The 21,720-nt window shown below is 59.3% G+C and carries 22 protein-coding genes and 2 tRNA genes; 13 read left to right on the top strand and 11 right to left on the bottom strand.

Annotation, left to right across the window (positions count from 1 at the left end; translation table 11 throughout):
• The first annotated feature begins 78 nt into the window (after positions 1 to 78).
• On the top strand, positions 79 to 468 hold the full coding sequence (locus tag WDB86_RS09380; protein ID WP_339108722.1) for a DUF305 domain-containing protein: 390 nt from the start codon (positions 79 to 81) through the stop codon (positions 466 to 468).
• Positions 469 to 490: 22 nt separating this feature from the next.
• On the opposite strand, the gene WDB86_RS09375 is transcribed toward WDB86_RS09380, so the two are convergent.
• Positions 491 to 1,696, bottom strand: coding sequence for a pyridoxal-phosphate-dependent aminotransferase family protein (locus tag WDB86_RS09375; protein ID WP_406735764.1), 1,206 nt, complete (start codon positions 1,694 to 1,696; stop codon positions 491 to 493).
• 186 nt (positions 1,697 to 1,882) lie between these two features.
• Between WDB86_RS09375 and WDB86_RS09370 the strand changes: the two genes are divergently transcribed.
• The 5 genes from WDB86_RS09370 (at position 1,883) to WDB86_RS09350 (ending at position 6,344) form a co-directional block, all read left to right on the top strand.
• Positions 1,883 to 3,625 (top strand): ABC transporter ATP-binding protein, encoded by a 1,743-nt coding sequence (locus WDB86_RS09370; protein ID WP_406721580.1) that lies wholly within the window; start codon positions 1,883 to 1,885, stop codon positions 3,623 to 3,625.
• A gap of 55 nt (positions 3,626 to 3,680) precedes the next feature.
• Complete coding sequence (locus WDB86_RS09365) at positions 3,681 to 4,415, top strand: folate-binding protein (protein ID WP_339108725.1); 735 nt, start codon at positions 3,681 to 3,683, stop codon at positions 4,413 to 4,415.
• Positions 4,416 to 4,723: 308 nt separating this feature from the next.
• Positions 4,724 to 5,044 carry a DUF6280 family protein gene (locus tag WDB86_RS09360; protein WP_339108726.1) on the top strand — a complete coding sequence of 107 codons (321 nt, stop codon included), beginning with the start codon at positions 4,724 to 4,726 and terminating at the stop codon, positions 5,042 to 5,044.
• 160 nt (positions 5,045 to 5,204) lie between these two features.
• Positions 5,205 to 6,206, top strand: a complete 1,002-nt coding sequence (locus WDB86_RS09355; RefSeq protein ID WP_406735763.1) for a DMT family transporter — start codon at positions 5,205 to 5,207, stop codon at positions 6,204 to 6,206.
• A 61-nt stretch (positions 6,207 to 6,267) separates the two neighbouring features.
• Positions 6,268 to 6,344 (top strand) — tRNA-Pro (locus WDB86_RS09350).
• Positions 6,345 to 6,954: 610 nt separating this feature from the next.
• On the opposite strand, the gene WDB86_RS09345 is transcribed toward WDB86_RS09350, so the two are convergent.
• The 4 genes from WDB86_RS09345 to WDB86_RS09330 all read right to left on the bottom strand — a co-directional run bounded on the left by WDB86_RS09345 (position 6,955) and on the right by WDB86_RS09330 (position 10,818).
• Positions 6,955 to 7,245 carry a ParB N-terminal domain-containing protein gene (locus WDB86_RS09345; protein WP_406735762.1) on the bottom strand — a complete coding sequence of 97 codons (291 nt, stop codon included), beginning with the start codon at positions 7,243 to 7,245 and terminating at the stop codon, positions 6,955 to 6,957.
• Positions 7,246 to 7,370: 125 nt separating this feature from the next.
• On the bottom strand, positions 7,371 to 8,585 hold the full coding sequence (locus WDB86_RS09340; protein ID WP_406735761.1) for a benzoate/H(+) symporter BenE family transporter: 1,215 nt from the start codon (positions 8,583 to 8,585) through the stop codon (positions 7,371 to 7,373).
• 20 nt (positions 8,586 to 8,605) lie between these two features.
• Entirely contained in the window at positions 8,606 to 9,310 is a 705-nt protein-coding gene (locus WDB86_RS09335) for a pyridoxal-phosphate dependent enzyme (protein ID WP_406735760.1), read from the bottom strand.
• A 101-nt stretch (positions 9,311 to 9,411) separates the two neighbouring features.
• Positions 9,412 to 10,818: a PLP-dependent aminotransferase family protein gene (locus WDB86_RS09330; RefSeq protein WP_406735759.1), complete on the bottom strand. Its 1,407-nt coding sequence runs from the start codon at positions 10,816 to 10,818 to the stop codon at positions 9,412 to 9,414.
• Between the two features lie 477 nt (positions 10,819 to 11,295).
• Here WDB86_RS09330 and WDB86_RS09325 point away from each other — a divergent pair, with 477 nt between their 5' ends.
• The 3 genes from WDB86_RS09325 (at position 11,296) to WDB86_RS09315 (ending at position 12,589) form a co-directional block, all read left to right on the top strand.
• A complete protein-coding gene (locus tag WDB86_RS09325; RefSeq protein ID WP_339108732.1) occupies positions 11,296 to 11,475 on the top strand; it encodes a hypothetical protein in 180 nt (59 codons plus the stop codon).
• A 6-nt stretch (positions 11,476 to 11,481) separates the two neighbouring features.
• Positions 11,482 to 11,736, top strand: coding sequence for a TniQ family protein (locus WDB86_RS09320; RefSeq protein ID WP_406737036.1), 255 nt, complete (start codon positions 11,482 to 11,484; stop codon positions 11,734 to 11,736).
• Between the two features lie 379 nt (positions 11,737 to 12,115).
• Positions 12,116 to 12,589, top strand: a complete 474-nt coding sequence (locus WDB86_RS09315; protein ID WP_406735758.1) for a hypothetical protein — start codon at positions 12,116 to 12,118, stop codon at positions 12,587 to 12,589.
• 290 nt (positions 12,590 to 12,879) lie between these two features.
• Here the strand turns inward: WDB86_RS09315 and WDB86_RS09310 are convergent, their stop codons facing one another.
• Entirely contained in the window at positions 12,880 to 13,989 is a 1,110-nt protein-coding gene (locus WDB86_RS09310; RefSeq protein ID WP_406735757.1) for an ATP-binding protein, read from the bottom strand.
• Here WDB86_RS09310 and WDB86_RS09305 point away from each other — a divergent pair.
• Positions 13,959 to 14,402 carry a hypothetical protein gene (locus tag WDB86_RS09305; RefSeq protein WP_406735756.1) on the top strand — a complete coding sequence of 148 codons (444 nt, stop codon included), beginning with the start codon at positions 13,959 to 13,961 and terminating at the stop codon, positions 14,400 to 14,402. The two genes, WDB86_RS09310 and WDB86_RS09305, sit on opposite strands and share 31 nt — an antisense overlap.
• A complete protein-coding gene (locus WDB86_RS09300) occupies positions 14,399 to 15,040 on the top strand; it encodes a hypothetical protein (RefSeq protein ID WP_406735755.1) in 642 nt (213 codons plus the stop codon). Before WDB86_RS09305 ends, WDB86_RS09300 begins: the two co-directional genes overlap by 4 nt.
• 67 nt (positions 15,041 to 15,107) lie before the next feature.
• Here the strand turns inward: WDB86_RS09300 and WDB86_RS09295 are convergent, their stop codons facing one another.
• On the bottom strand, positions 15,108 to 16,193 hold the full coding sequence (locus tag WDB86_RS09295; RefSeq protein ID WP_406735754.1) for a tyrosine-type recombinase/integrase: 1,086 nt from the start codon (positions 16,191 to 16,193) through the stop codon (positions 15,108 to 15,110).
• A gap of 238 nt (positions 16,194 to 16,431) precedes the next feature.
• Complete coding sequence (locus WDB86_RS09290; RefSeq protein ID WP_406735753.1) at positions 16,432 to 16,656, bottom strand: hypothetical protein; 225 nt, start codon at positions 16,654 to 16,656, stop codon at positions 16,432 to 16,434.
• Between the two features lie 136 nt (positions 16,657 to 16,792).
• On the opposite strand from WDB86_RS09290, the gene WDB86_RS09285 reads away from it, so the two are divergent.
• Together WDB86_RS09285 and WDB86_RS09280 are read left to right on the top strand one after the other, a co-directional pair.
• Positions 16,793 to 17,374 (top strand): helix-turn-helix domain-containing protein, encoded by a 582-nt coding sequence (locus WDB86_RS09285; RefSeq protein WP_406735752.1) that lies wholly within the window; start codon positions 16,793 to 16,795, stop codon positions 17,372 to 17,374.
• A 130-nt stretch (positions 17,375 to 17,504) separates the two neighbouring features.
• Positions 17,505 to 18,392 (top strand): hypothetical protein, encoded by an 888-nt coding sequence (locus WDB86_RS09280; RefSeq protein WP_406735751.1) that lies wholly within the window; start codon positions 17,505 to 17,507, stop codon positions 18,390 to 18,392.
• A gap of 416 nt (positions 18,393 to 18,808) precedes the next feature.
• On the opposite strand, the gene WDB86_RS09275 is transcribed toward WDB86_RS09280, so the two are convergent.
• The 3 genes from WDB86_RS09275 to WDB86_RS09265 all read right to left on the bottom strand — a co-directional run bounded on the left by WDB86_RS09275 (position 18,809) and on the right by WDB86_RS09265 (position 21,621).
• On the bottom strand, positions 18,809 to 20,161 hold the full coding sequence (locus WDB86_RS09275; RefSeq protein ID WP_406735750.1) for a plasmid recombination protein: 1,353 nt from the start codon (positions 20,159 to 20,161) through the stop codon (positions 18,809 to 18,811).
• On the bottom strand, positions 20,154 to 21,251 hold the full coding sequence (locus WDB86_RS09270) for a helix-turn-helix domain-containing protein (protein ID WP_406735749.1): 1,098 nt from the start codon (positions 21,249 to 21,251) through the stop codon (positions 20,154 to 20,156). The genes WDB86_RS09275 and WDB86_RS09270 overlap by 8 nt, the downstream gene beginning before the upstream one ends.
• 293 nt (positions 21,252 to 21,544) lie before the next feature.
• Positions 21,545 to 21,621: transfer RNA gene (locus WDB86_RS09265), tRNA-Arg, on the bottom strand.
• Between the last annotated feature and the right edge of the window lie 99 nt (positions 21,622 to 21,720).

The raw sequence follows: 21,720 nt of genomic DNA, 5'->3' as shown, positions 1-21,720 counted from the left end.
CGGCGCTATCGCCCAGCGGTGATTTGCGCAATGCCGCCTAAGGGGCCAGATTTCGGGTATCCGAGAAGGAGATCCGAAATGAGCCGCATGACACGTATCCACAAGATCGCGATGCTCAGCCCCGTGGCCTTTGCGCTGGCCTTCGGGGCCTATGCCCAAGATGCCAGCTATCCACAGATATCGAAGGCGGCGATGGCCACCGCCGATGCCTCGCCCTCGACGGCGGCATTCCAGCAGGCACGGGCGCGAATGGCGCGCACCCTGCCGCATGATTATAGCGGCAATGTCGATCTGGATTTCGTGCGCCAGATGATCCCGCAGAAGAAAAGCGAGATCGCGATGGCCGAGGTGGTGCGTGATTACGGCGAGGACCCCGCCATGCGCCAGCGCGCGGCCCAGCTGATCAAGGCGCAGCAGGACGACCTGCAATGGCTTGAAGGCTGGATGGCCGCGCACAGCAATCGTTAGGAGTAATCGTCAGGGGCGGGTGTTACCTGCCGTGCCGGGCGATCACCTTGGCCGCCGCCGCCACGCCGCCTGCACCATGCGGAATGCCAAGCGCCTGCAGGCCCGCCTCCATCGAGGCGATCACCCCAAGCGTCATATGCGCATTCACATGGCCCATATGGGCGACCCGTAGATAGCTGTCGATTTCGGGGGTGCCCGGTTCGGCCATTCCCAGCCCGATGCCAAGGGTCACGCCGGCTTCGGCCTCCAGCCATTTGCGCAACCGTTCGGCATTGCCGCCGCCGATCCGTGCCGCCGTCACCGAATGGCTGCGCAGCGCGGGGTCGGCCACATTCAGCGCGATATCATGCCCGCCCGCCGACCACGCGTCAAAGGCCGCCCAGAGCGATTGCGACAGGGTGGCGTGGCGCGCCCAGATGGCCTCGAGCCCTTCCTCGGCGATCATATCAAGGCTTTCGCGCAGTCCGAACATATGGTGGGTCGGGGCGGTGCCGCCGAAATATTCGTAGACATAGTCGGGGAACAGGCGCGGCGTCCAATCCCAATAGGGCGTGCGCAGATCGGCGGTCTTGCCCGCCTCGAGCGCCTTATCCGAGGCAAAGAGGAACCCCAGACCGGGCGGCACCATCAGCCCCTTCTGGCTGGCCGAGATCATGATATCCACCCCCCAGTCATCCATGCGGAATTCGTCGCAGGCCAGCGAGGCAATGCAATCCACCGCCAGTAGGGCAGGGTGGCCTGCCGCATCAATGGCCGCACGCAGGGCAGGGATGTCATTGCGGATCGAGGTGGCCGTGTCCATATGCGTCACGAAAACCGCCTTGATCTTGCGGTCGGTATCGGCGCGCAGCGCGGCCTCCAGCTGCGCCGGATCGGCAGGGGATTTCAGCCCGAAATCCAGCATCTCGACCGTGATCCCCATGCGGCGCGCATACTCGGCCCAGCCATGCCCGAAGCGCCCCGTGGCCATCACCAGTGCCGTCTCGCCGCGCGAGAAGAGATTGGCGTTGACCGCTTCCCACAATCCGTGGCCGTTCGCGATATAGATGCCGCAATGATAGCGCGTCAGCGCGACGGATTTCAGGTCGCGCACCAGACCGGCGGCAAGGGTCTCGATCTCGCCTTCATAGATATTGGGGGCGGCGCGATGCATGGCCCGCAACACGCGGTCGGGCATGGCCGAGGGGCCGGGGATGGCAAGATAGGTGCGGCCATTGGCAAGGCTCATTGGGTGTCTCCCTGTGGTTGACCTATCGGTAAAAACTCCATTTGGCAGGGTCAATCCGCAGCTTTGTGACGATACAAAGTAAAGCTCTGCCAGCCTGCACAACTGCCTGTTTCGCAGGCGAACTTGCATGGGGTGCAAGGGCTGGGCTAAAACCGCGCGACCGAGCCTTTCCCGCAGGAGCGATAGATGGCCAAACGAAATATCTATACCTCGCGCCATATGGTCGCCCGGATCTGGCGCGACTATCTGCGTCCGCATGTGGGGTGGATGGCGATCGCCTTGCTGCTGATGGTGGTCGAAGGCTCGACGCTGGGGGCGCTGAGCTGGCTCTTGCAGCCATTGTTCGACAAGGTGTTCTCCGGCAAGGAGCCGGGGCTGATCTACTGGGCGGGCGGTGCGGTTTTTGCGCTGTTCCTGATCCGTGCGGCCACCTCGATCGCCTCGAAGACGATCATGACGAAAATCTCGCAATCGACATCGACAGCGATGCAGGTCGATCTGGTGGGGCATGTGTTGCGGCTGGACCAGTCCTTTTTCCAGATCAATCCGCCCGGGGCGCTGATCGAGAGAATTCAGGGCGATACGCAGGCGGTGCAGAATATCTGGAAAGCCTTCATCACCGGTGCGGGGCGCGACGCGATCTCGCTTGTCGGTCTGATGGCCGTGGCTTTGGGGGTGGATGTGGTCTGGACGCTGGTGGCGATGGTTGGCTTTCCGCTGCTCTTGGCTCCTGCGGTCATCGCGCAGCGCTATATCCGCCGCAAGACGATGCAGATGCGCGACAGTTCCAGCCAGCGCGCGACGCGGCTGGACGAGATGTTCCACGGTATCAACGCGGTCAAGCTGAACCGGATCGAGGACCAGCAGACAGGACGTTTCCGTGTGTTGGTCAACCGGATCATGGGTCAGCAGATCAAGATGGCCGCGACCCGTGCGCTGATCCCTGCAATGGTGGATATCGTGACGGGGCTTGGCTTTTTTGCCGTGCTGGTGGTGGCGGGGCATGGCATCCTGTCGGGGCAGCGTACCGTGGGGGAGTTCATGTCCTTCTTCACCGCGATGACGCTGACCTTCCAGCCGATCCGGCGACTGGCGGCGGGCACCGGTGAATGGCAGACCGCCGCGGCAAGTCTTGAGCGGATCTATACGCTGTTCGATCTGCACCCGACGGTGGCCGCGCCCCTGCATCCGGCACAGGTTCCGGCCTCGCTGGATATCACGGTGGAAAACGTGACGCTGTCCTATGGGGCAACGCAGGTTCTGCACGGGCTCAGCTTCACCGCCAAAGAGGGCCAGACCACGGCTTTGGTTGGCCCGTCCGGCGCAGGGAAAAGCACCGTTTTCGCGCTTCTGTCACGCTTGCTGGACCCTGACGGGGGGCAGATCCTGTTGGGGGGCGCAGATATCCGGACGCTGGATCTGGGCCAGTTGCGCCAGATGTTTTCGACCGTGGCGCAGGATGCGGCCCTGTTTGACGAGACCATCCGCGAGAATGTGTTGCTGGGCAAGACGGTGAGCGACGAGCGTCTGCGTCAGGCGCTGGACGGGGCCTATGTCAGCGAGTTCACGCAGGACCTGCCCGAGGGGATAGACACGCCTGCCGGTCCGCGTGGTTCGGCTCTGTCGGGCGGGCAGCGCCAGCGGGTGGCGATTGCCCGCGCCATCCTGCGCGATGCGCCGATCCTGCTGCTGGACGAGGCGACCTCGGCGCTGGATACGGCGTCGGAGAAACGGGTGTCCGAAGCGCTGGAGAAGCTGTCTGTGGGGCGGACGACGCTGGTGATTGCCCACCGGTTGTCCACCGTGCGCAATGCCGACAAGATCGTGGTGATCCGCGAAGGTCGTGTCGAGGATGAGGGGACGCATGAAGAGCTTCTGGCGCGCGGCGGCACCTATGCCGATCTCTGCGCGATGCAGTTGATCGAGTGAGCCCCCATAGACGCGTCTTCGTTGCGGGCCTATATCAGGCGCAAAGGAGACCATCATGAGCCAGCGTCGTATCTACAAGATCAGCGGTCCCGATCGCGAGCATTTCCTGCAAGGGCTGGTCAGCAATGACGTGACGCGCCTGAAGGACGGGCCGGTCTATGCCGCGCTGCTGACGCCGCAGGGGAAATATCTGGCCGATTTCCTGCTGGTGCCGTGGGGTGAGGAGATCCTGCTGGATATTGATGCGGGGCTGGCAGAGGCGACGGTCCGCCGCCTGATGATGTATAAGCTGCGCGCCAAGGCCGAGATCTCGGAGACGGACCTCAAGCTGTATCGCGGCACCTCGGAGGTCAGGCCCGACGGGGCTGTGATGGACCCGCGTCATCCCGCGCTGGGCTGGCGGCTTTATGGCGAGACCGAGGGCGATGATGGCAGTGATTTCGACGCGATCCGCGTCGAGCATTGTATCCCCGAGACTGGGATCGAGCTGACGCCCGACACCTTCATTCTGGAAGCGGGGTTCGAGCGCCTGCATGGTGTGGATTTCCGCAAGGGCTGCTATGTGGGGCAGGAAGTGACCGCACGGATGAAGCACAAGACCGAGCTGCGTAAGGGGCTGGTGCGGGTCGCGATTACCGGGCATGCCGCCCCCGGAACCGAGATCCGCGCCGGAGAGAAGCCTGCGGGGGTCCTGTTTACCCAGTCCGGCGGGTATGCGATCGCCTATCTGCGGCTTGATCGCGCGGGCGCGCAGATGCGGGCGGGCGATGCGCTGGTCTCGTATGGTTGAGTGTCTTGGGGAAAGCGGACAGGTTTGCCGGATTTCCCCGTCACTTATCTGTGAGCCATGCGCCCGTTGCGTTCGGAACACAGCTCGGCGTTAATTGGTTAACGTGCGCCACAATGTGACCCTACTTATAAAAACTACTACATATTGTGTTCGATAGATAAAATTCTACCGTATTCACGGCTATTGCAACCAGGTATTCCCTGGGCGCATATCAGCTATGATTTGCTGGCTGTATCGAATCGGAAGCTAAGCAGCCTACATGACCGTCACGCCCGGAAACGCAAGAGCAATAATACAAGGACGGAATAATGCGCGATTTCGTGGATGGCTCCGCATTCAACTATGAACAAGGTCAACGCGCACGGAAGCTGTTTGCTGCCGTCGTTCTGGCAGCTCTGGATGATGCGATTGCCGACGATAAGAAATACGGAAATGGCCCAGAGCAGATTGCACGCTGGGCACGCTCGCGCGATGGCCGCGAGGTTCTGTCCTGTGCCGGTATCGACCCCAACGAACGGGTTGTCAGCGGCCTGATGGAATTCGTTTCCAAGGGCATTCGGACCTCTGTCGCTTTGTCGCGTGAGGAAAGCGAACGCCGTATGGCAGCCGAAGAAGCCGAGGCTGCCTGATCTTCAGGCGGAGGTTCCGCCGCAAGATCGTCTCTTCAAAAGACCCCGGCGTTTGGCGTCGGGGTCTTTTGTGTTTAAAACGCCCGCTATGTCCAAATGATGGCTTGAAACCTACGAGGCCGTCGCTAGCCTGTCTCTTCGGGAAGAGGATAGGCAGGTAATGCAGGAAAAATCCAATCTGAAGGGCGCGCTTTACGGGCTGCTGGCGATGGCGATCTATGCGTCGCATGATGCGATCGTAAAGGGGTTGGGCGGCAAGTTCTCGGCGATCCAGATCGTCTTTGTGGCCGCCTTGCTGAGCTTTCCCATCCTGTCATTCATCATGCTCAACGACAAAAAGGCGGGGCATCTGCGGCCAGCCTATCCGGGCTGGGTGATCCTGCGGTCTGTCTGTATGATCATTGCGGGGCTGACGGCGTTTTATGCCTTCTCGACGCTGCCGCTGGCGCAGGTCTATCCGATCCTCTTCGCGACACCGCTTCTGGTGACGATCCTGTCGATCCCGCTTCTGGGCGAGACGGTCCGGTTGCGGCGCTGGGTGGCGATTGCGGTCGGTCTTGCCGGTGTGCTGATCGTGGTGCGCCCCGGACAGGCGGATCTGGCACTGGGGCATCTGGCCGCTGTGCTCTCGGCCTTCTGTACGGCGCTGGCTTCGGTCATTGTGCGCAAGATCGGGACGCAGGAGCGTTCGATCGTTTTGCTGATCTACCCGATGATGGGCAATTTTCTGGCAATGGGCATGGCGCTGCCTTTCGTTTACGTGCCGATGGACATGACCGATTTCGCCCTGATGGGAACCATCGCGTTATTCGGGCTGACTGCAAGCTTCATCACCATTCTGGCCTATCGCGAGGGCGAGGCGGTGATTGTCGCGCCGATGCAATACAGCCAGATCATCTGGGCCGTGGTCTTCGGCTACCTGTTCTTCAGCGAGGGAATAGATCTGACGACCCTTGTCGGGGCGGGCGTCGTGATTGCCTCGGGCGTCTATATGGTCCTGCGCGAGAAAAGCGCGGGCACTTCGCAGAACATGCCGGTGCTCAATACGCGCCACCGTCTGGAGATGCCCTATGCGCCCCGTTCGTCGCTTCTGGGGCGGCTGCTTAAGCGGCCCGTGACACCGGGTCTGGGACGCGAGATGCGGGTTCGTGAAACAAAATGAAACGGCAGGCAGATTTCCTCTTGATCTTATGTCGTCGGAGCGATACATCCCCGCCCACGGTCGGAGCGTAGCGCAGCCTGGTAGCGCACCTGCTTCGGGAGCAGGGGGTCGGAGGTTCGAATCCTCTCGCTCCGACCATAATCAAAAAATCCCGATACGTATCAACGCCCTGCGGGGCCGGTTGTCATACTGTTCCCTGACATTTGACACGTTAGGTTCGTGCTTCCGTCCGGCCAAGGGCGAAAAATGCGCGTTCTGCTATCATGGCACGACTCGCGACAGCAATGTAGCGGCTCACCTCCGTAAGTGTCTTGTGTTCGCTGAGGGTTGCGCGCGATCCCGGGCTATCGGTCGTTCATGGTTCTGAAGGCCGAGGTCGACAGCCTGACTGGGGCGCGCCCTCATGTCCGCCGTCGCGACGAAACGGCGGCGGCCGGGCAACCAGCCTCGGTCTTTGCGACCAGAATCTGCATGAGGCGTAGGGGCTGGTATTGGCGCGGTCATTTCCGGCTGGGCGGTATCAACATCTTGGACGATGGGGATCAAGGAGGGGCTGATCCTCTTCATGCTCTTCAGCCCGTTCATAATCCTGTTCGGAACGATAGGGTTTGTGATGCATCGCGTGATTACGAGGCTGCAGGAGGCATGGTTCCGATGAGCAACCCGAATGGCAAGACACCCGCTCAAGGGAGGAGCCGTGCTGCATTCTCCCTGAGCCCCGAGGCGCATAAGGCGCTGCGTATGGAAGCTATTCGTCGGGATACGACGATGCGACAACTCTCCAACACGACAGGCTGAGATCCGGACTGCCTGCCGCGACCAGCAGACATGGGATGCGATCCAGGCGGAGGGTCCGTGACGCCTGCAATCGGTGATGTCCATCGAGCACGATGTAGTGCTGATCGAGCACAAGGATGGGGGTCGTCCAGACCCCACAGCTCGCAATGTCACGGACAAGGCGCTCCGCGCGGTCCGGATAGTGCTCCTCGGTGGGCAAGAGCCGGGACGTTTCGACCAGTCTGATGTTCGGGGCGTGCATGATGCGTTGGCCTATCGTTGTTGTTGCAGATGACTGTGTGTTCAAACATGTGCCCGATCGGCGCATCCATTCCGGCGACCAAGCCCCTACGGCCGAGCCGCCTCGTCAGTGGCAGATGGCACATCTTACGGCAGGCGCGCTCCGCGACCGCCCTTGCGCAGGACCTCTGACAGACGGCTTCTCGTGGTCACGAGGGCGATCAGACCGGCGAACAGACCCCAGAACCCCGACCCGATCCCCCAGACCACGATCCCCGATGCCGTCACAAGGAAAGCGATCATCGCCGCCTCACGATGCTCGGCATTGCTCAGCGCACCTGTCAGTCCATTGGTCAGTGCCGAGAGCAAGGCAAGCCCGGCCGTGGCAGAGATGAACTCCACTGGAAGAGACTGGATCAGACTGGCGACCGAGGGGCCGAGAAGGCCGAAGATGATATAGAAGATGCCGCAAAAGACACCGGCGACATAGCGTTTGGAGGGGTCCTTGTGGGCTTCGGGGCCAGTGCAGATGGCCGCGGTCAAGGCCGCCAGCGTGATCCCATGCGAGCCGAACGGCGCAAGGCCCACCGAGACGGCGCCCGTGGTCTGCAGGATCCCCGTGACGGGCGGCCGCGAATAGCCCGCTGCCTCGAGCACAGCCAGCCCCGGAATATTCTGGGAGGCCATGGCCACGACGAAGAGCGGGATTGCGATCCCGACAAGCGCCTCGGGCGACACGGTGGGCCAGGTCATGACCGGATGGACGATCGCGAGCTGCATGGTGTGGGTGTCCACCTCGCCCCCGATCAGACTTATCGCGAGACCGATCAGGAGGGCGCCGATCACCGCATAGGTCGGATAGAACCGCCGGCCAAGCAGAAAGACCACCGCCATGGGAATGACAAGATGCGGGGTTTTCTGCATCGACCCGATCAGCTGTAAGCCGAACTGCAACAGGATCCCCGCCAGCATCGCCGCCGCGATCTGCGGGGGCATCTTCAACACCAACCGCTGAAATCCCGTCGAAAATCCCAAGGCAAGAATGAGCGCGCCGGTGACCAGAAAGGCAAAGATCGCCTCTTGATAGGAATAGATGCCCAGAGCACCGATCAGAAGGGCCGCCCCCGGTGTCGAGAAGGCGGTGATGATCGGAAGCCTGTAGCGCAGGCTCAGTATCAAACCGGCAATGCCGCTGCCAAGCGAGACCGCCCAGATCCATGTGGCCAGCTGCATATCACTCAGACCGGCCGTCTTGGCGGCCTGAAACACGATGACCAGAGGCCCGGCATAGGAGACGATCACGGCCACCAGGCCAGCGGTGATCGCACTGAACGATGTATCTTCAAGGAGTTTCTGAAACACGGGAAGTTGACCTTTTGAACTCATTTGGGGGCATAGGGCATGGCGATCATGCGGCGCAGGCTGGAGATGTCCTTGAGACCATTGCCGGTACTGACGATTACGGCCTCGGACCGCGGCCCCAGCAGATCCTGTTCGCGCGCACGGATCGTGCCCGCCCCGACGACGAGGTAATCGACCTCCGGGTAGGTCATCAGGATCTCGTTCGCGGTGGTGCGCGCGTGAATCTCGGGATTGGCGGGGTTGGCGTATTGGTTGGTCCAGACGAGCGCCGGATCGCGCGCCAGCGCGGTCTCGATATAGGCGATCCGGCTTCCTAGATAGCCGCCATTCGCGTCCCTTTCGGAGACGACGACAAGATTGCCGCCGAGCGCCCGGATCAACTCGAGGCTGTCTTTCGCGGCATTTGGGTCGACCACGCAGGTGAATTTGTACCCGCGGTTGGCATAGACCATGGCCAAGGCAATACCCAGATTGCCCGAAGAGGATTCGATCACATGACCGCCGTGGCGCAACCGACCGGCCGCTTCGCAATTGGCCACCAGCGCAAGCGCCGTCTTCAACTTGATCGACCCGCCCGGGTTCAAGCCCTCGAACTTCACCACGACATTCAGATCCGGCCCGAAATCGATCTCGGCGAATTGCGTCGGGCTGATCAGGTTCCACAGGAACCCCGTATCGCCGATTTGCCGATCTTGTGAAAGCGAGCGCGTTGCAGCCGCTAGCATAGCCACCTCGTAGGATTGAAATTTTGCGCAGCCTATGCGTGTACCAACTCAACCAAAAGGGGCACAGAGGCCGATTTCGGAGAGACACAGACCCGGGGATTTCAGCAGTTCGCGGCGATCTCGCCGATCTCGATCAACACCGCGCGCGACGAGACACAGAGCCTCCGCGTCACGCAGAGCCGAAAGCTTGCCGGGGTCCGCGGCGCCCCGAAGATCGTGCCGCGCGAAACCTCGATCCCGCGCGCTTCCAACGTCGAGAAAAAGGCCTCGGCATCGGTGCGATCGGGCAGCGTGATCCAATAGACCCCTCCGGCCAGCGGGCGGGAAATTTGCGTTCCAGCGGGGAAATGGGTCTGAATGAGGCCAAGGATCTCCTGCCTTTGGCGGGCGAAGATCTGGCGCACGCCCTTCAAGTGGTCCTCGAGCATCTGCGAGCCGATCAGCCGCTCCGCAATCCTCTGTCCAGGGGTCGAGGTGCAGTGGTTCTCGGACAGCAGCTTGCCTGTCAGATCCGCATGAAAGCGCCCCGGAAGACACCACCCGACCCGCAATCCGGGTGCCAAAATCTTGGAGAGCGATCCAAGATAGAGGACACATCCGGTCTCATCGAAGGCTTTCAAGGGCGGCGGACTGTCCTTGCCCTCGAGAAGTCCGTCGAACACATCATCCTCGATAATGACGCATTCATGCGCCTGCGCAGCCATCACCAGCCGGCGCCGGTCCTCGATGGGCAAGGTGTAACCCAACGGATTGCTCAGGGTCGGATTGACGAACAGGATCCCAATCTTGTCCGCTTCGATAAGCTCGATCGCGCGCTCGGTATCGAAGCCACGCACACTATCGGACTCCAGCTTATGCACCGAAAGCTGCAGCCCCTCGACGGCCCTCAGACAGCCGAAATAGCAGATCCGGTCATGCGCGATTGCGCCGAACCTCTTCGACAGAAATTGTAGCAGCAGGCGCAGGAATGTGTTGTCCCCTTCGGTGATGAGAACATCATCCGCCGAGCACTGAACGCCGCGGCGCATCAGAGCCTGCGCGATCAGGCGCCTCAATCGGACGCTGCCCGGCGGCAATTCCAGTGTCACGAAATCGTCCCAAGATTGTCCGATCGCCTGCTTGGCCAAGGTCGCGATCCGCGCCGCCGGGATCAGATCCGTCTCGAGAACCGCCGACGAAAAGGACCGCTCGCGTTCCTCCCCGCCCAGGATCAGCCGGGCGACCATCGCCTCGTCCGTTTGCCCGGCGTCGAAGCCATCCAGCCAGTTGCTGCGCATCGACTCGGTGTCGGCCACGAAGTGACCGATGCGATCGCGCGTGTAGATAACCGCCCGGCGCCGCAGCTCGTCGATAGCCTTCTCGACAGTCTTCCGGCTGACCCCGGCATCGCGCATCAACACCCGAACGGACGGGATCTTGTCCCCTGGGCACAGAACCTTTCGGGCAATCTTGTCCTCGATCGCCCGGGCAACTTGCAGATAGATGTATTTCTCGGAAAGTTTTCTCATCGCGTCTCAAAAACCTTTGCGCGTCACTGGGCACAACATCGGGAAAGCTCCTCAAATCGCCCAACATCTAAATGCTGCGTCGCCGAAGTATCGCTCGCCCCCGACACAAATGGAAAGATAGGTGTCGATTCCGGCTGGGGGCGGAATGACATCTAGGCCGGTGAACGGCGGCTATTCGCCGGTTGCTGCGGCGGCGATGCCACGACCTCACAGTCGGCAAACCGCCCATATTGTTGAAAAAGTCAGGCGGCGCCGAAATTACATACTAAATGTGCTACATGGCATGCCTGAAGATCAGTATATAGTAAAGGAAATGTGCTGCATTGGAGTTTTTTAACGATATCCGCCCTTCTTTCCGTGCAGCACGATTTGAATGAATTTGACGACACTTCCTAGATCAGGTGTGCGATTATGACCTGGGACAGCTGAAATCCCGAGGTATGCAAAAGCAGTCATTTTCTCGATTAGAACATGCCCTTGCTCAAGAAACTCTCCCTTACCGTCGTGCCTGATGAGCGCGAGACACTGCCCTCCTTTTTCTGCCGTATGGCTGCGTTACAAGGCACCGAAGCCTTCGGGTTCGCGATGGATATCGGGATCAATTTCAAGCGGATCGTGGATCACGACCCGGAGGCGATCGCCACGTTCGCCGCCTGAGCCGGTCTGACCGATGACCAGCTTGCGGAGCTTCTGTCCTGGACAGGAGAGCGAATGGGGGATGTCCGCATGCGCTATCGGGGCGAGGTGATGGTGTCGCGGGCTTTGCGCAACCCGATCATCCGTGGTTGCCCGATCTGTCTTCGCGGGGACAGCAAGGATGAGCGACCGCCTTTGCGCAAGATGGTCATGCAAGGCAGCTGGCTGTGTCGCGGTGTCAATGTTTGCGTGGAGCATAACCACATGCTGGTGCCGCTCTGACAGGAGACCACGCCGCTTATGCGGGAAGATATCGGCGCGCGGCTGACCGCGATCTGGCCGGATCTGCGCGACGGCCGGCTGGATCAGCCGCTGATCGAGCCGACCCCCTATGATCGCTGGCTTGATGACCGCCTGTCGGGCCGCGGGGATCAGACATGGCTGGCGGAGCAGTCGCTCTTTGCCGCGATGACATTTTGCGGATTGCTAGGGGCAGAGCTCCAGTGCGCCCAAGGTCTGGCTGAGGATGACTGGTCCGCCAAGGCGCTCGGCTTCCGATACGCTTCGGCTGGCCCGATTGCGATCGAGGACGCCTTCACCATCCTGAGCACCGCTGACGATGGAAATCCGGATGTAAACCATCCATCTTGCAAGCAAGCAGGTGGGTCTGCCAGTTGCCCGGATCGTAGAAGCGATCCGCGAGGGACGGCTCCAGCCCAAGAAGCGGCCAGAGGTCTTTGGCTATCATGGGATCGTCGTCGAGCTCGCCGCTCTGGAAGGGCTGCAAGAGCAGCAGATGGCAGCCGCAGCTTTTGCCCGTTTGATCGGGCTGAGGGACTATGCGGCTTTCACCACGCAGATCGAAGCGGGCCATATCCCAGCCACTCAGGTCAAAAGCGTAAAAACCGCGCGCTTGCAGTGGATGATGTCGGACGCGGAGATCGCAGCTTTCCGGCAGCGATTCGTGACGCCGACAATGATTGCTGAGGAGATGGGGCTGCATCGCAACACCATCTTCGCGGTGTTCTCGGCGGCGAGCGTGACACCATTCCGGCCAGATGGGCTGGATGCGGGGCCGATCTATCTAAGGAACGAGAGCATGCCTGCCATCGCGGATTATCTGGCCAAACGCTAAGAACAAAGCCCTGAAAATAGTCCTTGACAGGGGGGTGCATGGAAAAACGCCATTTCGTGCAAGCTTATGGTGCATTGGCAGCTTGCCAATGCACCATAAGCTTGCACACCCAAGTGATTCGGTCATTGTGAATCGTAAAAATAACACAGCGATTTCAGTTTCTTGATGGCTGGTCTTTTCCGCCCTAAGGCATAAGCATGCACGAGTGACACATAAGCATGCACGGCGGGGGCCAAAAAAAGGGCCCGCACTGCGAGCCCCGAAACGTCGATACCAGTATTGGCCAGCCGCTATTCGTCTAGCACCATCTCCATGAGTTTGCCGCCGTCGATCATGTTCTGGTAGTCGGGTGCGGTGAAGGGGCACAGGCCCTGAGGCAGGCGAGAGTTCTGGGCGTAGGCCTCGGAGAACATTTCGACGGTGGCGGTCTTCTGGCCCTGCAGTCTGCACAAGCCGAAGGCGCGGATCAGCAACTCGATGACAAGGCCCCAGCGGGATGCGCAGGCAAAATCGAGGCGTTGCAGAAAGTCGAAATCGACAAGATCGTCGACATCGATATCGGCGCGATCCGCATAGGTGTAGACGAGCTTGTTCAGCTCGATCATGTCGGGATCTCTCGTCGGATCGGCAAATCGGCCAAGGATGATTTTGTCAAAATGGATGTGGGAGAGGAGATGGGCGATCTGCTCTTCGGCGTTCACATGGCTGGCCAGTACCGGGACACCGGACAGGATGAGCATGAGCTGCCATTCGGGTTCTTTCATCAGCGCTTTGAAACGATCGAGCAGTTTTTCATTCGACTTCGGACCAGATGTGAATGCATGCTGGCATTCGTCGTAATAGAGGCCGATGACCCCGAGCTCGCGGCTCTGTTCGTGGACCATTTTCCAGAGCTCGCCCTGCGTGCGCCGAGGGTTCGCGCTATAGCCCATTGCCTCGAGGGTCTTGTGCCCAAGATCCTTCCAGCTGATCGACCCATCCAGCTTGCAATAGACAATCCTGCCCGGCTTACCGTTGGGCATCGGCGTCTTGCTGGCGTTGAATTCCTCGACAAGCCGGACGGTCTCGGAGGTTTTACCAACGCGGGATTCCCCTGTGACCAACAAGCCGCGCACTTCGAAGTGCCCGCCGATGGAGGCCTTGACAAAGTAGTCATGCAGGCAGTCGTCGAAAGAATTGCGGAGCGTTGCCGCACGCGGGAACTTATAATGGCCGCCCTGCAAATCGAGCGATGCGTTGACGCGGTTCTGGGAAGAGGCGAACAGGCTCTTGGCCTTCCTACAGGCTTCGGTTTGGGTGACATAGCTTCTTGGCAGTCGCCGCTCGACCCCGATTTTCTTGAGCTGATCCTGTCTCTTGAGGCGAACTTTTGCGATCCGATCTCTATAGAGCGTCGTCAACTCGGGGTTTTCGCGCCGGTACTGCGTCATCAACTCCAGGAAGCCGCCGCGCCTTTGGCGCCCTGTTCGACAAGCTCGAATATATCTATCGCGACGATCCGGATTTTGACGCGTTTCGTGCGCTTTTGCGCGCGCATGTCATCCGGATCTGGCCGCTCGCCGCAGGTGAGCCCTTGCTCGGCCAGCCGCTTGAGGAGCGACTGGTGCATTCGCTTTTGAGTGCTTCGCAGGAGACGAAGATCGTTCCTGGACTTCTGGACGCGCTGTTGACCGAAGCCGGCGTTTTCGCGGAAGGCGACCAACGCCTGCCATCACGCAAACTCTTCGATGCGCGGATCCACGCAGACCTGCTGGACGAGATCGCGATCCGTGTCGGGCCGAAGGCCATGCGCGACGGCATAGGGGCAACTTGACGGAATTCAGGGCCTTGGTGGCAGAGGGCGTGTTGGTGCCGAGATCGAAGCTCGAGACGGTCAAGAACCCTTGGCACCTTCCTGATGGCTTGGCGCTGCTGCAAGATCTGGAACATCCGGCGACGCCGCTGCCTGCTGGCGCATCTGGCTGGGAAACCATCCACCTTGCAAGCAAACAGGTGGGTCTGCCAGTTGCCCGGATCGTAGAAGCGATCCGCGAGGGACGGCTCCAGCCCAAGAAGCTGCCAGAGGTCTTTGGCTATCACGGGATCGTCGTCGAGCTCGCCGCTCTGGAAGTGCTGCAAGAGCAGCAGATGGCCGCCGCAGCTTTTGCCCGTTCGATCGGGCTGAGGGACTATGCGGCTTTCACCACGCTGATCGAAGCGGGCCATATCCCAGCCACTCAGGTCAAAAGCGTAAAAACCGCGCGGTTCCAGTGGATGATGTCGGACACGGAGATCGCAGCTTTCCGGCAGCGATTCGTGACGCCGACGATGATTGCTGAGGAGACGGGACTGCATCGTAATACCATCTTCGCGGTGTTCTCGGCGGCGAGCGTGACACCATTCCGGCCAGATGGGCTGGATGCGGGGCCGATCTATCTAAGGAACGAGAGCAATTGCTGTGAAAATTGGTGACCCCGACAGGATTTGAACCTGTAACCTGCCCCTTAGGAGGGTGTCTGTCATTTCCCGTTTCTCCATTTTATCCCAGAATGTTAGCATGAACTGAATCGGGTGTCTGTACTGGTTTTGTACGAAAACGCGCCCGAATTTGCTGTTCTTCATCAGTTTTGGCATGGGCGTAAATCCTCATCGGAAGGCTGACATCGGCCCATCGACCTGCTGCTGCTGCCGTGGCGGGGTCGACCCCTTCGTGAACGACAAGATGGGTATAGAAACCGTGACGTCCGGCTGCGTGTGCCGAGAGATATTGGATATCCGCTTTCTTGCAGATGGTCTGCCAACGCTTGGCGTAACCGGTCGGAGAGCCGTACCCGAAGACGCGCGCTTCCTGCAGCGTACCCAGCTTGCGATTGCGCGGGCATTTGGGGCGCAATGCGCGCATCTCTGCCATCATCTCGTCTGACACTGTCACCCAACATTCGATATGGCCCTTCTGGGCCTTCAGTCGCACCTTGGGTTGCGAAGGGTGAAGGTCTCTGGGGCGGATCGATGTGGCCTGATCGATGCGGGCAGCCGTCTCGAACATAAATCTCAGCAATGCCGCGTTATAGGGATCGGCATGGGCGCAGAAAGCTTCGACCCAAGCACGGGTAGAGGGTGTGCGGGTGATGCGGCTGGGTCTGCCTCGTTTGCGGTCTTGCGCCATGCGTTCCTGACTGTCGAAGCCCGATACCTTAATCATCGGGGTGCCGTGTTGCTCATGCGCGTAGTTGATGACGGCGCGCGCGGGGGTGATGATCTCGCGCCACCACGTATCGGCGCAGACATTCGGCTTCAGGCGGCGGGCGAGATCTTTCAGCAGCGCACCGGTGATCTTGTTCAGCGGGTAGGGGCCGAGCTCATCCAGCAGGAGCAGGTAACGACGCGCGTCTTTGGCCGGAATTGGGTAGTGGCTTAGCGCTTCCGCAAAATCCATGCAGTACTCGTCGCCTACTATGTGGCGGCGCTTCTGCTTTTCGGTCTCGATGTTTATCCAGTCGCGCGCGCCAGCTTCTGTAAGTGAGTACGTAGTCTGGCGGTATGGCCCAGCGATGGGGCGGCCTTCGAGCTCGATCCAGCCACGCGCCCAATAGACGTTGCCTCTTTTGTACGGGGTGAGCGGCATTTTTGATCCTCCTGTAGGAGCTGGTCTATCTGGGCTGGGGTAATCAGAAGCGTGTTACCAAACCGGAAGCATGTCCCGAAGCGATTGGCTTTTTCGCGTAGGGTACGCTCGGAAATGCGAAGCCCACGGGTGTTGAGACGGTCGACCCACTCGGACGGGGTCAGTGCAGTGTCCAGTATTTTTGATCCCGTTTCGATCTGATATTCATTCTGCACAGCGTGGCCTCCTGCCTTTAGCGTCAGTGAGTGATGTGTCGGGAGCGGTCCTGTGCATGTCTGGCTTCGCGCAGCAGGATCTCGTCCATCTGGTCGGGGGTGATGAAGATCGCGCGCCCGATAGAGAAATACTGCCCATGCTCGCGCGCCTTCGAACGCAGGGTGCGGGGCGAGAGCTCGACGCCGCGGGGGCGGAGCTTTGCGGACCATTCTTCAGGGGTGCGACCGAGATCAAAGATTTTCGACATATCATTTTCCTCTTGAAAGGCGGGATGCTTCACAGATGATGGTCAAAAGAACTTTTCGTCAACGCATTGTTATTTATTGGTATTTTTAGTGCAGGATCCTGCACTTTTTGCAAGAAGCTGCAGGGAGATGGCGTAAATGAAGCCCAAAAACCCACCAGACCTCCCTTTCGGTGATGACGAGGAGGAGGATTGGGAGCCCCCAATAAACGCGGAAGGTGCGTTTGAGGATGAATGGCGCGAGAAGCCGGGACAATTGGGCGATCTATTGAAGAAAGCACGTCGCGCGAAAGGCCTGAACCAGCAGCAAATGGCGAAGATTGTTGGGATCAGCCTGCGGTCATATAAAGCCTACGAGATACAAGAGACGCTCCATGTGCCCGCAACTGTACTTCAGCGCCTTGTCGAGTTCCTGGACGTGGATCCTGGGCTTGTTCTGATGGGTTCGCCATCCAAGGTGAATTATGACGTTGTTGTGGATGACGTGCTGGATATGGCCATGCATATCAACAAGACATACCAGCGGGTCGATGGGGCGAAGTTCGGCCTGAAAGAGGGCCTGACGGGGACTGAACTGCGCGACGTCGTAAAGGCGGTTCTACGCGAGCGTGACCTACAGCGGGTATATCGGGGTGATCCATCTTTCCAGCTGGGCTGGGAAGAGATTGAAGAGGCTGTGAAGCGCAACAGCGCGTTCTATGAAGGGGCGGCCAACGAGTGACAACGAATGTCGACTAGAGAGGCTAGAATTTTCGTTGCAATTAATGGCGATATTCTTAGTGTTGTGATCTGTAGAACTTTGTTTCGCTAGGGATTTTCTTCGACGCTACCTTCAAAAAGGTTTATTTGAATTGATGAAATTTCTTGGCGATGCGCGTGTCGCCCTGACGAAGTTTTCGCAGCGTTTTTATAAATGGCTTGTTGGCATTGAAGTGCTTGCGGCTGCTTATTTCGTGGCGTTGTCGGCGATACAGGCTCCTAGAATAACCAATTTTCTCCAAACAGCTGGCTTTCGAGAAGACATGGCGAAAGCGATTTCTGACAGTCTATACAGCCTTGGTTTGATTTCCATTGTTCTATGCGTGCTAGTGGTATGCCGAGTTTCTGTACGTCTTCGTAGCGATGGTGCAAAGAAGTTGCAGGCAGAAATTGATGTTCTCACAGAGCAGAACGCGAAGTTAACCGAGACACTCGCGAGCCTTACTCCGAACCTACGTTCTGTCTATACGTCTGTCTTGGAGACGATCTTGAGAAGGATGAACTTGGATTCTACGCCTGATGTGCGGATTTCGGCCTATATCCCTTCGTCTGACAAAGAGCATTTTACGCCGGTAGGTAGATTTAGCTACAACGCTATCCATCGCTTGCAGGGGCGCACGCAACTGCCGTTCTCCGAGGGCTGCATAGGAAAGGCGTGGAGCAACGGGAAAGAGGTGTGGAGTGAAATGTCTTTGACAAAAGAAGTGAGGGGAAAGAGGGCTCTTCAAAACTACCAGATTCCACTCGGTACGTTCAACAATCTCAGGATGAACACCGTCTCCTTAGGAGCCTATAGGATTGAAGATGGCGATAATAATCCGATCGCGATCATTGTTATTGAAGCAGAGAAGCACGGCATAATCAACTTTGACAATTTCTCCCGTGTTCTCGACGACGAACGGGTCAATCTCCAGCGCTTGATTGGCACTACCCAACGGTATCTCACTGATCCGGCTCTGGCTAGGGAGGCAGACGTATAATGGACAGATTGCTTCAAGTCCTACACACCACTATTGCCTTGTTCCCTAGCGAGTATGCGAAGGACCTCACCTTAGGTAAGATGAATTTACTGACCTACCTGATCGACTGGCATTTGAGGATCAACCAAAGAGGGGAAGTCGAAGGGCTCACTTGGGTCAATGATAGTTACGGTCCTGCGGCTCGCGAGATTAAAGCTACCCTTGAACGTAAAGATTCATTCCAGAAGCGAGACGCTACAGTCAGTTCAAGGCGAGTGATCGTCTTCTACGAGGCTCTAGGAAGTTGTGACGAAGTGTCAGCTGACGCAAAGCGATCAATTGCTCACGTGTTGAAGCTTGATAGGGAGCGGCGGGTCGAGAATGCCGGAGACCCTGGTGCGGAATTTAGGCGTTTAGTCTTGTCGACGTACGGCGTCCTAAATACCGAAAAAGGAGCCGTGATAGATATCAAGGCTCAAGCTGAGAAGTATAGGAAAATACGAGAGACGAAGTAGGCCGCTTCGGACGGCCCTTAGCTGCTTCCATGCGGGCGACTGTTCGACGGTATTTGCCAGACTCATCGGGGTGAAGGGGAGATCGAAGGCTTTACGCGCCTCTTGGCCGATTTCCTGTCCCAGATCCTCCCATGTCAACCAGCGGGGACGAATGCGCGCGAGATCTCCCAGCCAGTTGTCCAGCTGCCGAAAAAGCTGCTCGAATCCTGAAACCGGCGTGGCCGCGTTGGGTGGCTGCTGTAGGCGATTGATGCCGTCCGCGATGGCGGGCCAGAGGTCCGTCCGCATCTCGGCGCGTTCCTCCGGTCGGTAGGTTCGTGACATGCCGTCACGACGGGCACTCAGGCGGTTGATAAGCTCGGGGGCGGCTTGCCGGTGCTCAAGGGCGGCGATCAGCCCTTCTTCTGCGATGATATGTGCCAGCTCCGCCTCTTCGATCATCTGCGCGACCGACACTTCAAGCGCAGCCCTTTGGCGGCTCTCTGCGGTATCTGCGGCTCGGGTGGCCGCGTCTTCCCGCTGCAGGGCCAGAACGGTGCGTTTCTGCGCGCCAAGCCGCTCCTGTTCGGCCTTCCACGACTTGCGGTCGAGGCGACGACGGCGCGGGCCTGTACGGGCCTGATTGTGCCTGCTGCCAACCGCCTCGTGATAGCGGTCCTGCCAGCCTTTCATGGCCAGCTTGTAGCTGCGGGAAGGGGAGCCAGACCATTTTGCATCGATATGCGTCTGCTGGTCGCGATGCCCTTCGTGGCACAGCTTCGCGTTCATCCGCATATTGTCATTCGTGCAGATGGGGATGGCCAGAATGTGGATGTGGGGATGCGCTTCGTCCCGATGCTCGACAATACTGAGTACCTCGGTGCCATTGCTGGCCGCATCCGCCTTGGCGAAGGCGATGACGTCTTCGCGCCAGCGCCGGTATTCCTCTTCGATCATGTCAGACACGGGATCGGGGAAGCTGAAGACGCTGGCGACGAGGATATGGGTGTCATTGCGGATGCCGCGATATTCGCCCTTAAGTTCGGGATGCGCCTTGCGCAGAGCGCGCAGGCGTTTGTTCTGCTGAGTGATACGCTCTTCCAGCAGATCCATCGCGGCGGTCGGGCGCATCCCCTCGATGATGATCGGGGGCAAGGGGTTTGGCACATGCGGGCAGGCGCCCTGAAGGCGCTCGGCCTCTTCGGCAACAGCGCGGGCCGAGATGTTCTTGCCATTGCCCTTGGCAGAGAAGGTCGCCTTATGCGCAAAGATCGATTTGCCTCTGTTCTCAGACATTCGGATGCCTCGCGCTGAAATCGGTCAGTTCCGCAAGCAGGGCCTGCAGTACAGCGCCCTCACGCGCCTCCTTGCGGGCCATGCCGACAAAGGCCCGCGCGGCATCCCTGACCCTGAACTGATCGTTCCTCTGGGCATTTCGATCCGCGATAAGGAGGCAAAGCGCCGCCCGTGACGCGCCAAGGGTCTCACATGCCCGATGCCATTCCTTCATGGAAAGCTGGAGATTCTGTGCATAATCCTGCGCGGCCAGCGCCAAGGCCCTTTCATCGGGGAGCCCGCCCGTTTCCATGCCCGAGGCGTAAAAGGCCAGATATTCACGGAAGGGTTCCGACGCCAGAAGCCAGATCTGCCGTGCCGTGGTGCGGAGCGGCCGAGCTGCTTCCGGCTTCTTGGCACTACAGGTTTTATGGATTGTTTTCTTATGAGTATTGGGTGGGGTCAAAATGTCCCACTGGTGGGACATTTCCGCATGACCGCCCGCGCTATCATAGTCGTTCAGAACCGCCTCAAGCGCCGCCGCCACATCCTGCAGACGCGCCAGATCATGGATCAGCGAGGGGCGGTGGCTGGGCAGGATGGTGTCTGCCGCAATCATCGCCTTTTCATCACCCAGATCGCGGATGCGCTGGAACAGCTTGTTGATATGCGGGCGAAGGGCTTTCGCCGCCTTTTGTTCGTCCTCGACGGCAAGGGCCGTGGCCTTGATTTCCCGCGCGCGCTCTATGAGCGGAGCGAGATTGATCCCGAACTCATGCTGGATGAGCCCGCGCAGCCTTGTGCCGCAACGTCTTCCACGCGTGGTGCTGGATTTGTGGATCAGCCCTCGGGCCATCAGCTCGGCCTCGATGCGGGCGATCTGACGGCGCTCCATATCTAGCGATGTCGCGATCTCGGTGACGGACATCCAGAAGGCGCAGATGCGCCCTGTGACGAAATCGCCATCCATCGTGCGCTCGATGGCAAGGGCCAGATAGCCGATAGCCCCTTTGCTCAGACCGAGCTTGCGGCGCGCGGTTCTGAGGAATCGCAGCAGCGCCCAACGGTCCAGACCGGGCGGCAAACCGGTATGCGTGAGGTGGTGTGTCATGCCCGCACCCCGCAAAAAATATACGGAATAACTTTTGCGATTGATCGCCGGGCAGGGGTTGCGATACCCTGTGCAGGAAAGTTGAGTGCTTTCTTCTGACGTTTGACCCCGGTTCCGGTTGCCGCCGAGCCGGGGTTTTCGTTTGTCTGCACTGGACCTGAAGGCCAAGGGTGCTGTACAGGTTTTGTACCGGATGTTCGGGGATCAGTCCCGTAGTCGCGCGTAATCCGGCGTATGATATTGCAGGTATCTGCAGGGTGCGTTGCGCAAGCTTCTGAAATTGCTGCGAAAATTGGTGACCCCGACAGGATTTGAACCTGTAACCTGCCCCTTAGGAGGGGGCTGCTCTATCCAGTTGAGCCACGGGGCCCCGCAAGACTGACTTGGTCTTGAGGCAGGGTCTTGATGCCCACAAATGCTATCGGTTTCAAGCCTATTTGCTTTTCGCATCACAAATGATGGTCGCAAA

The sequence above is a fragment of the Thioclava sp. GXIMD4215 genome, assembly GCF_045291555.1.
Classification (GTDB): domain Bacteria; phylum Pseudomonadota; class Alphaproteobacteria; order Rhodobacterales; family Rhodobacteraceae; genus Thioclava; species Thioclava litoralis.
The sequence above is the reverse complement of the archived record's forward strand: the minus strand, read 5'-3'. Positions and strand labels throughout refer to the sequence as shown.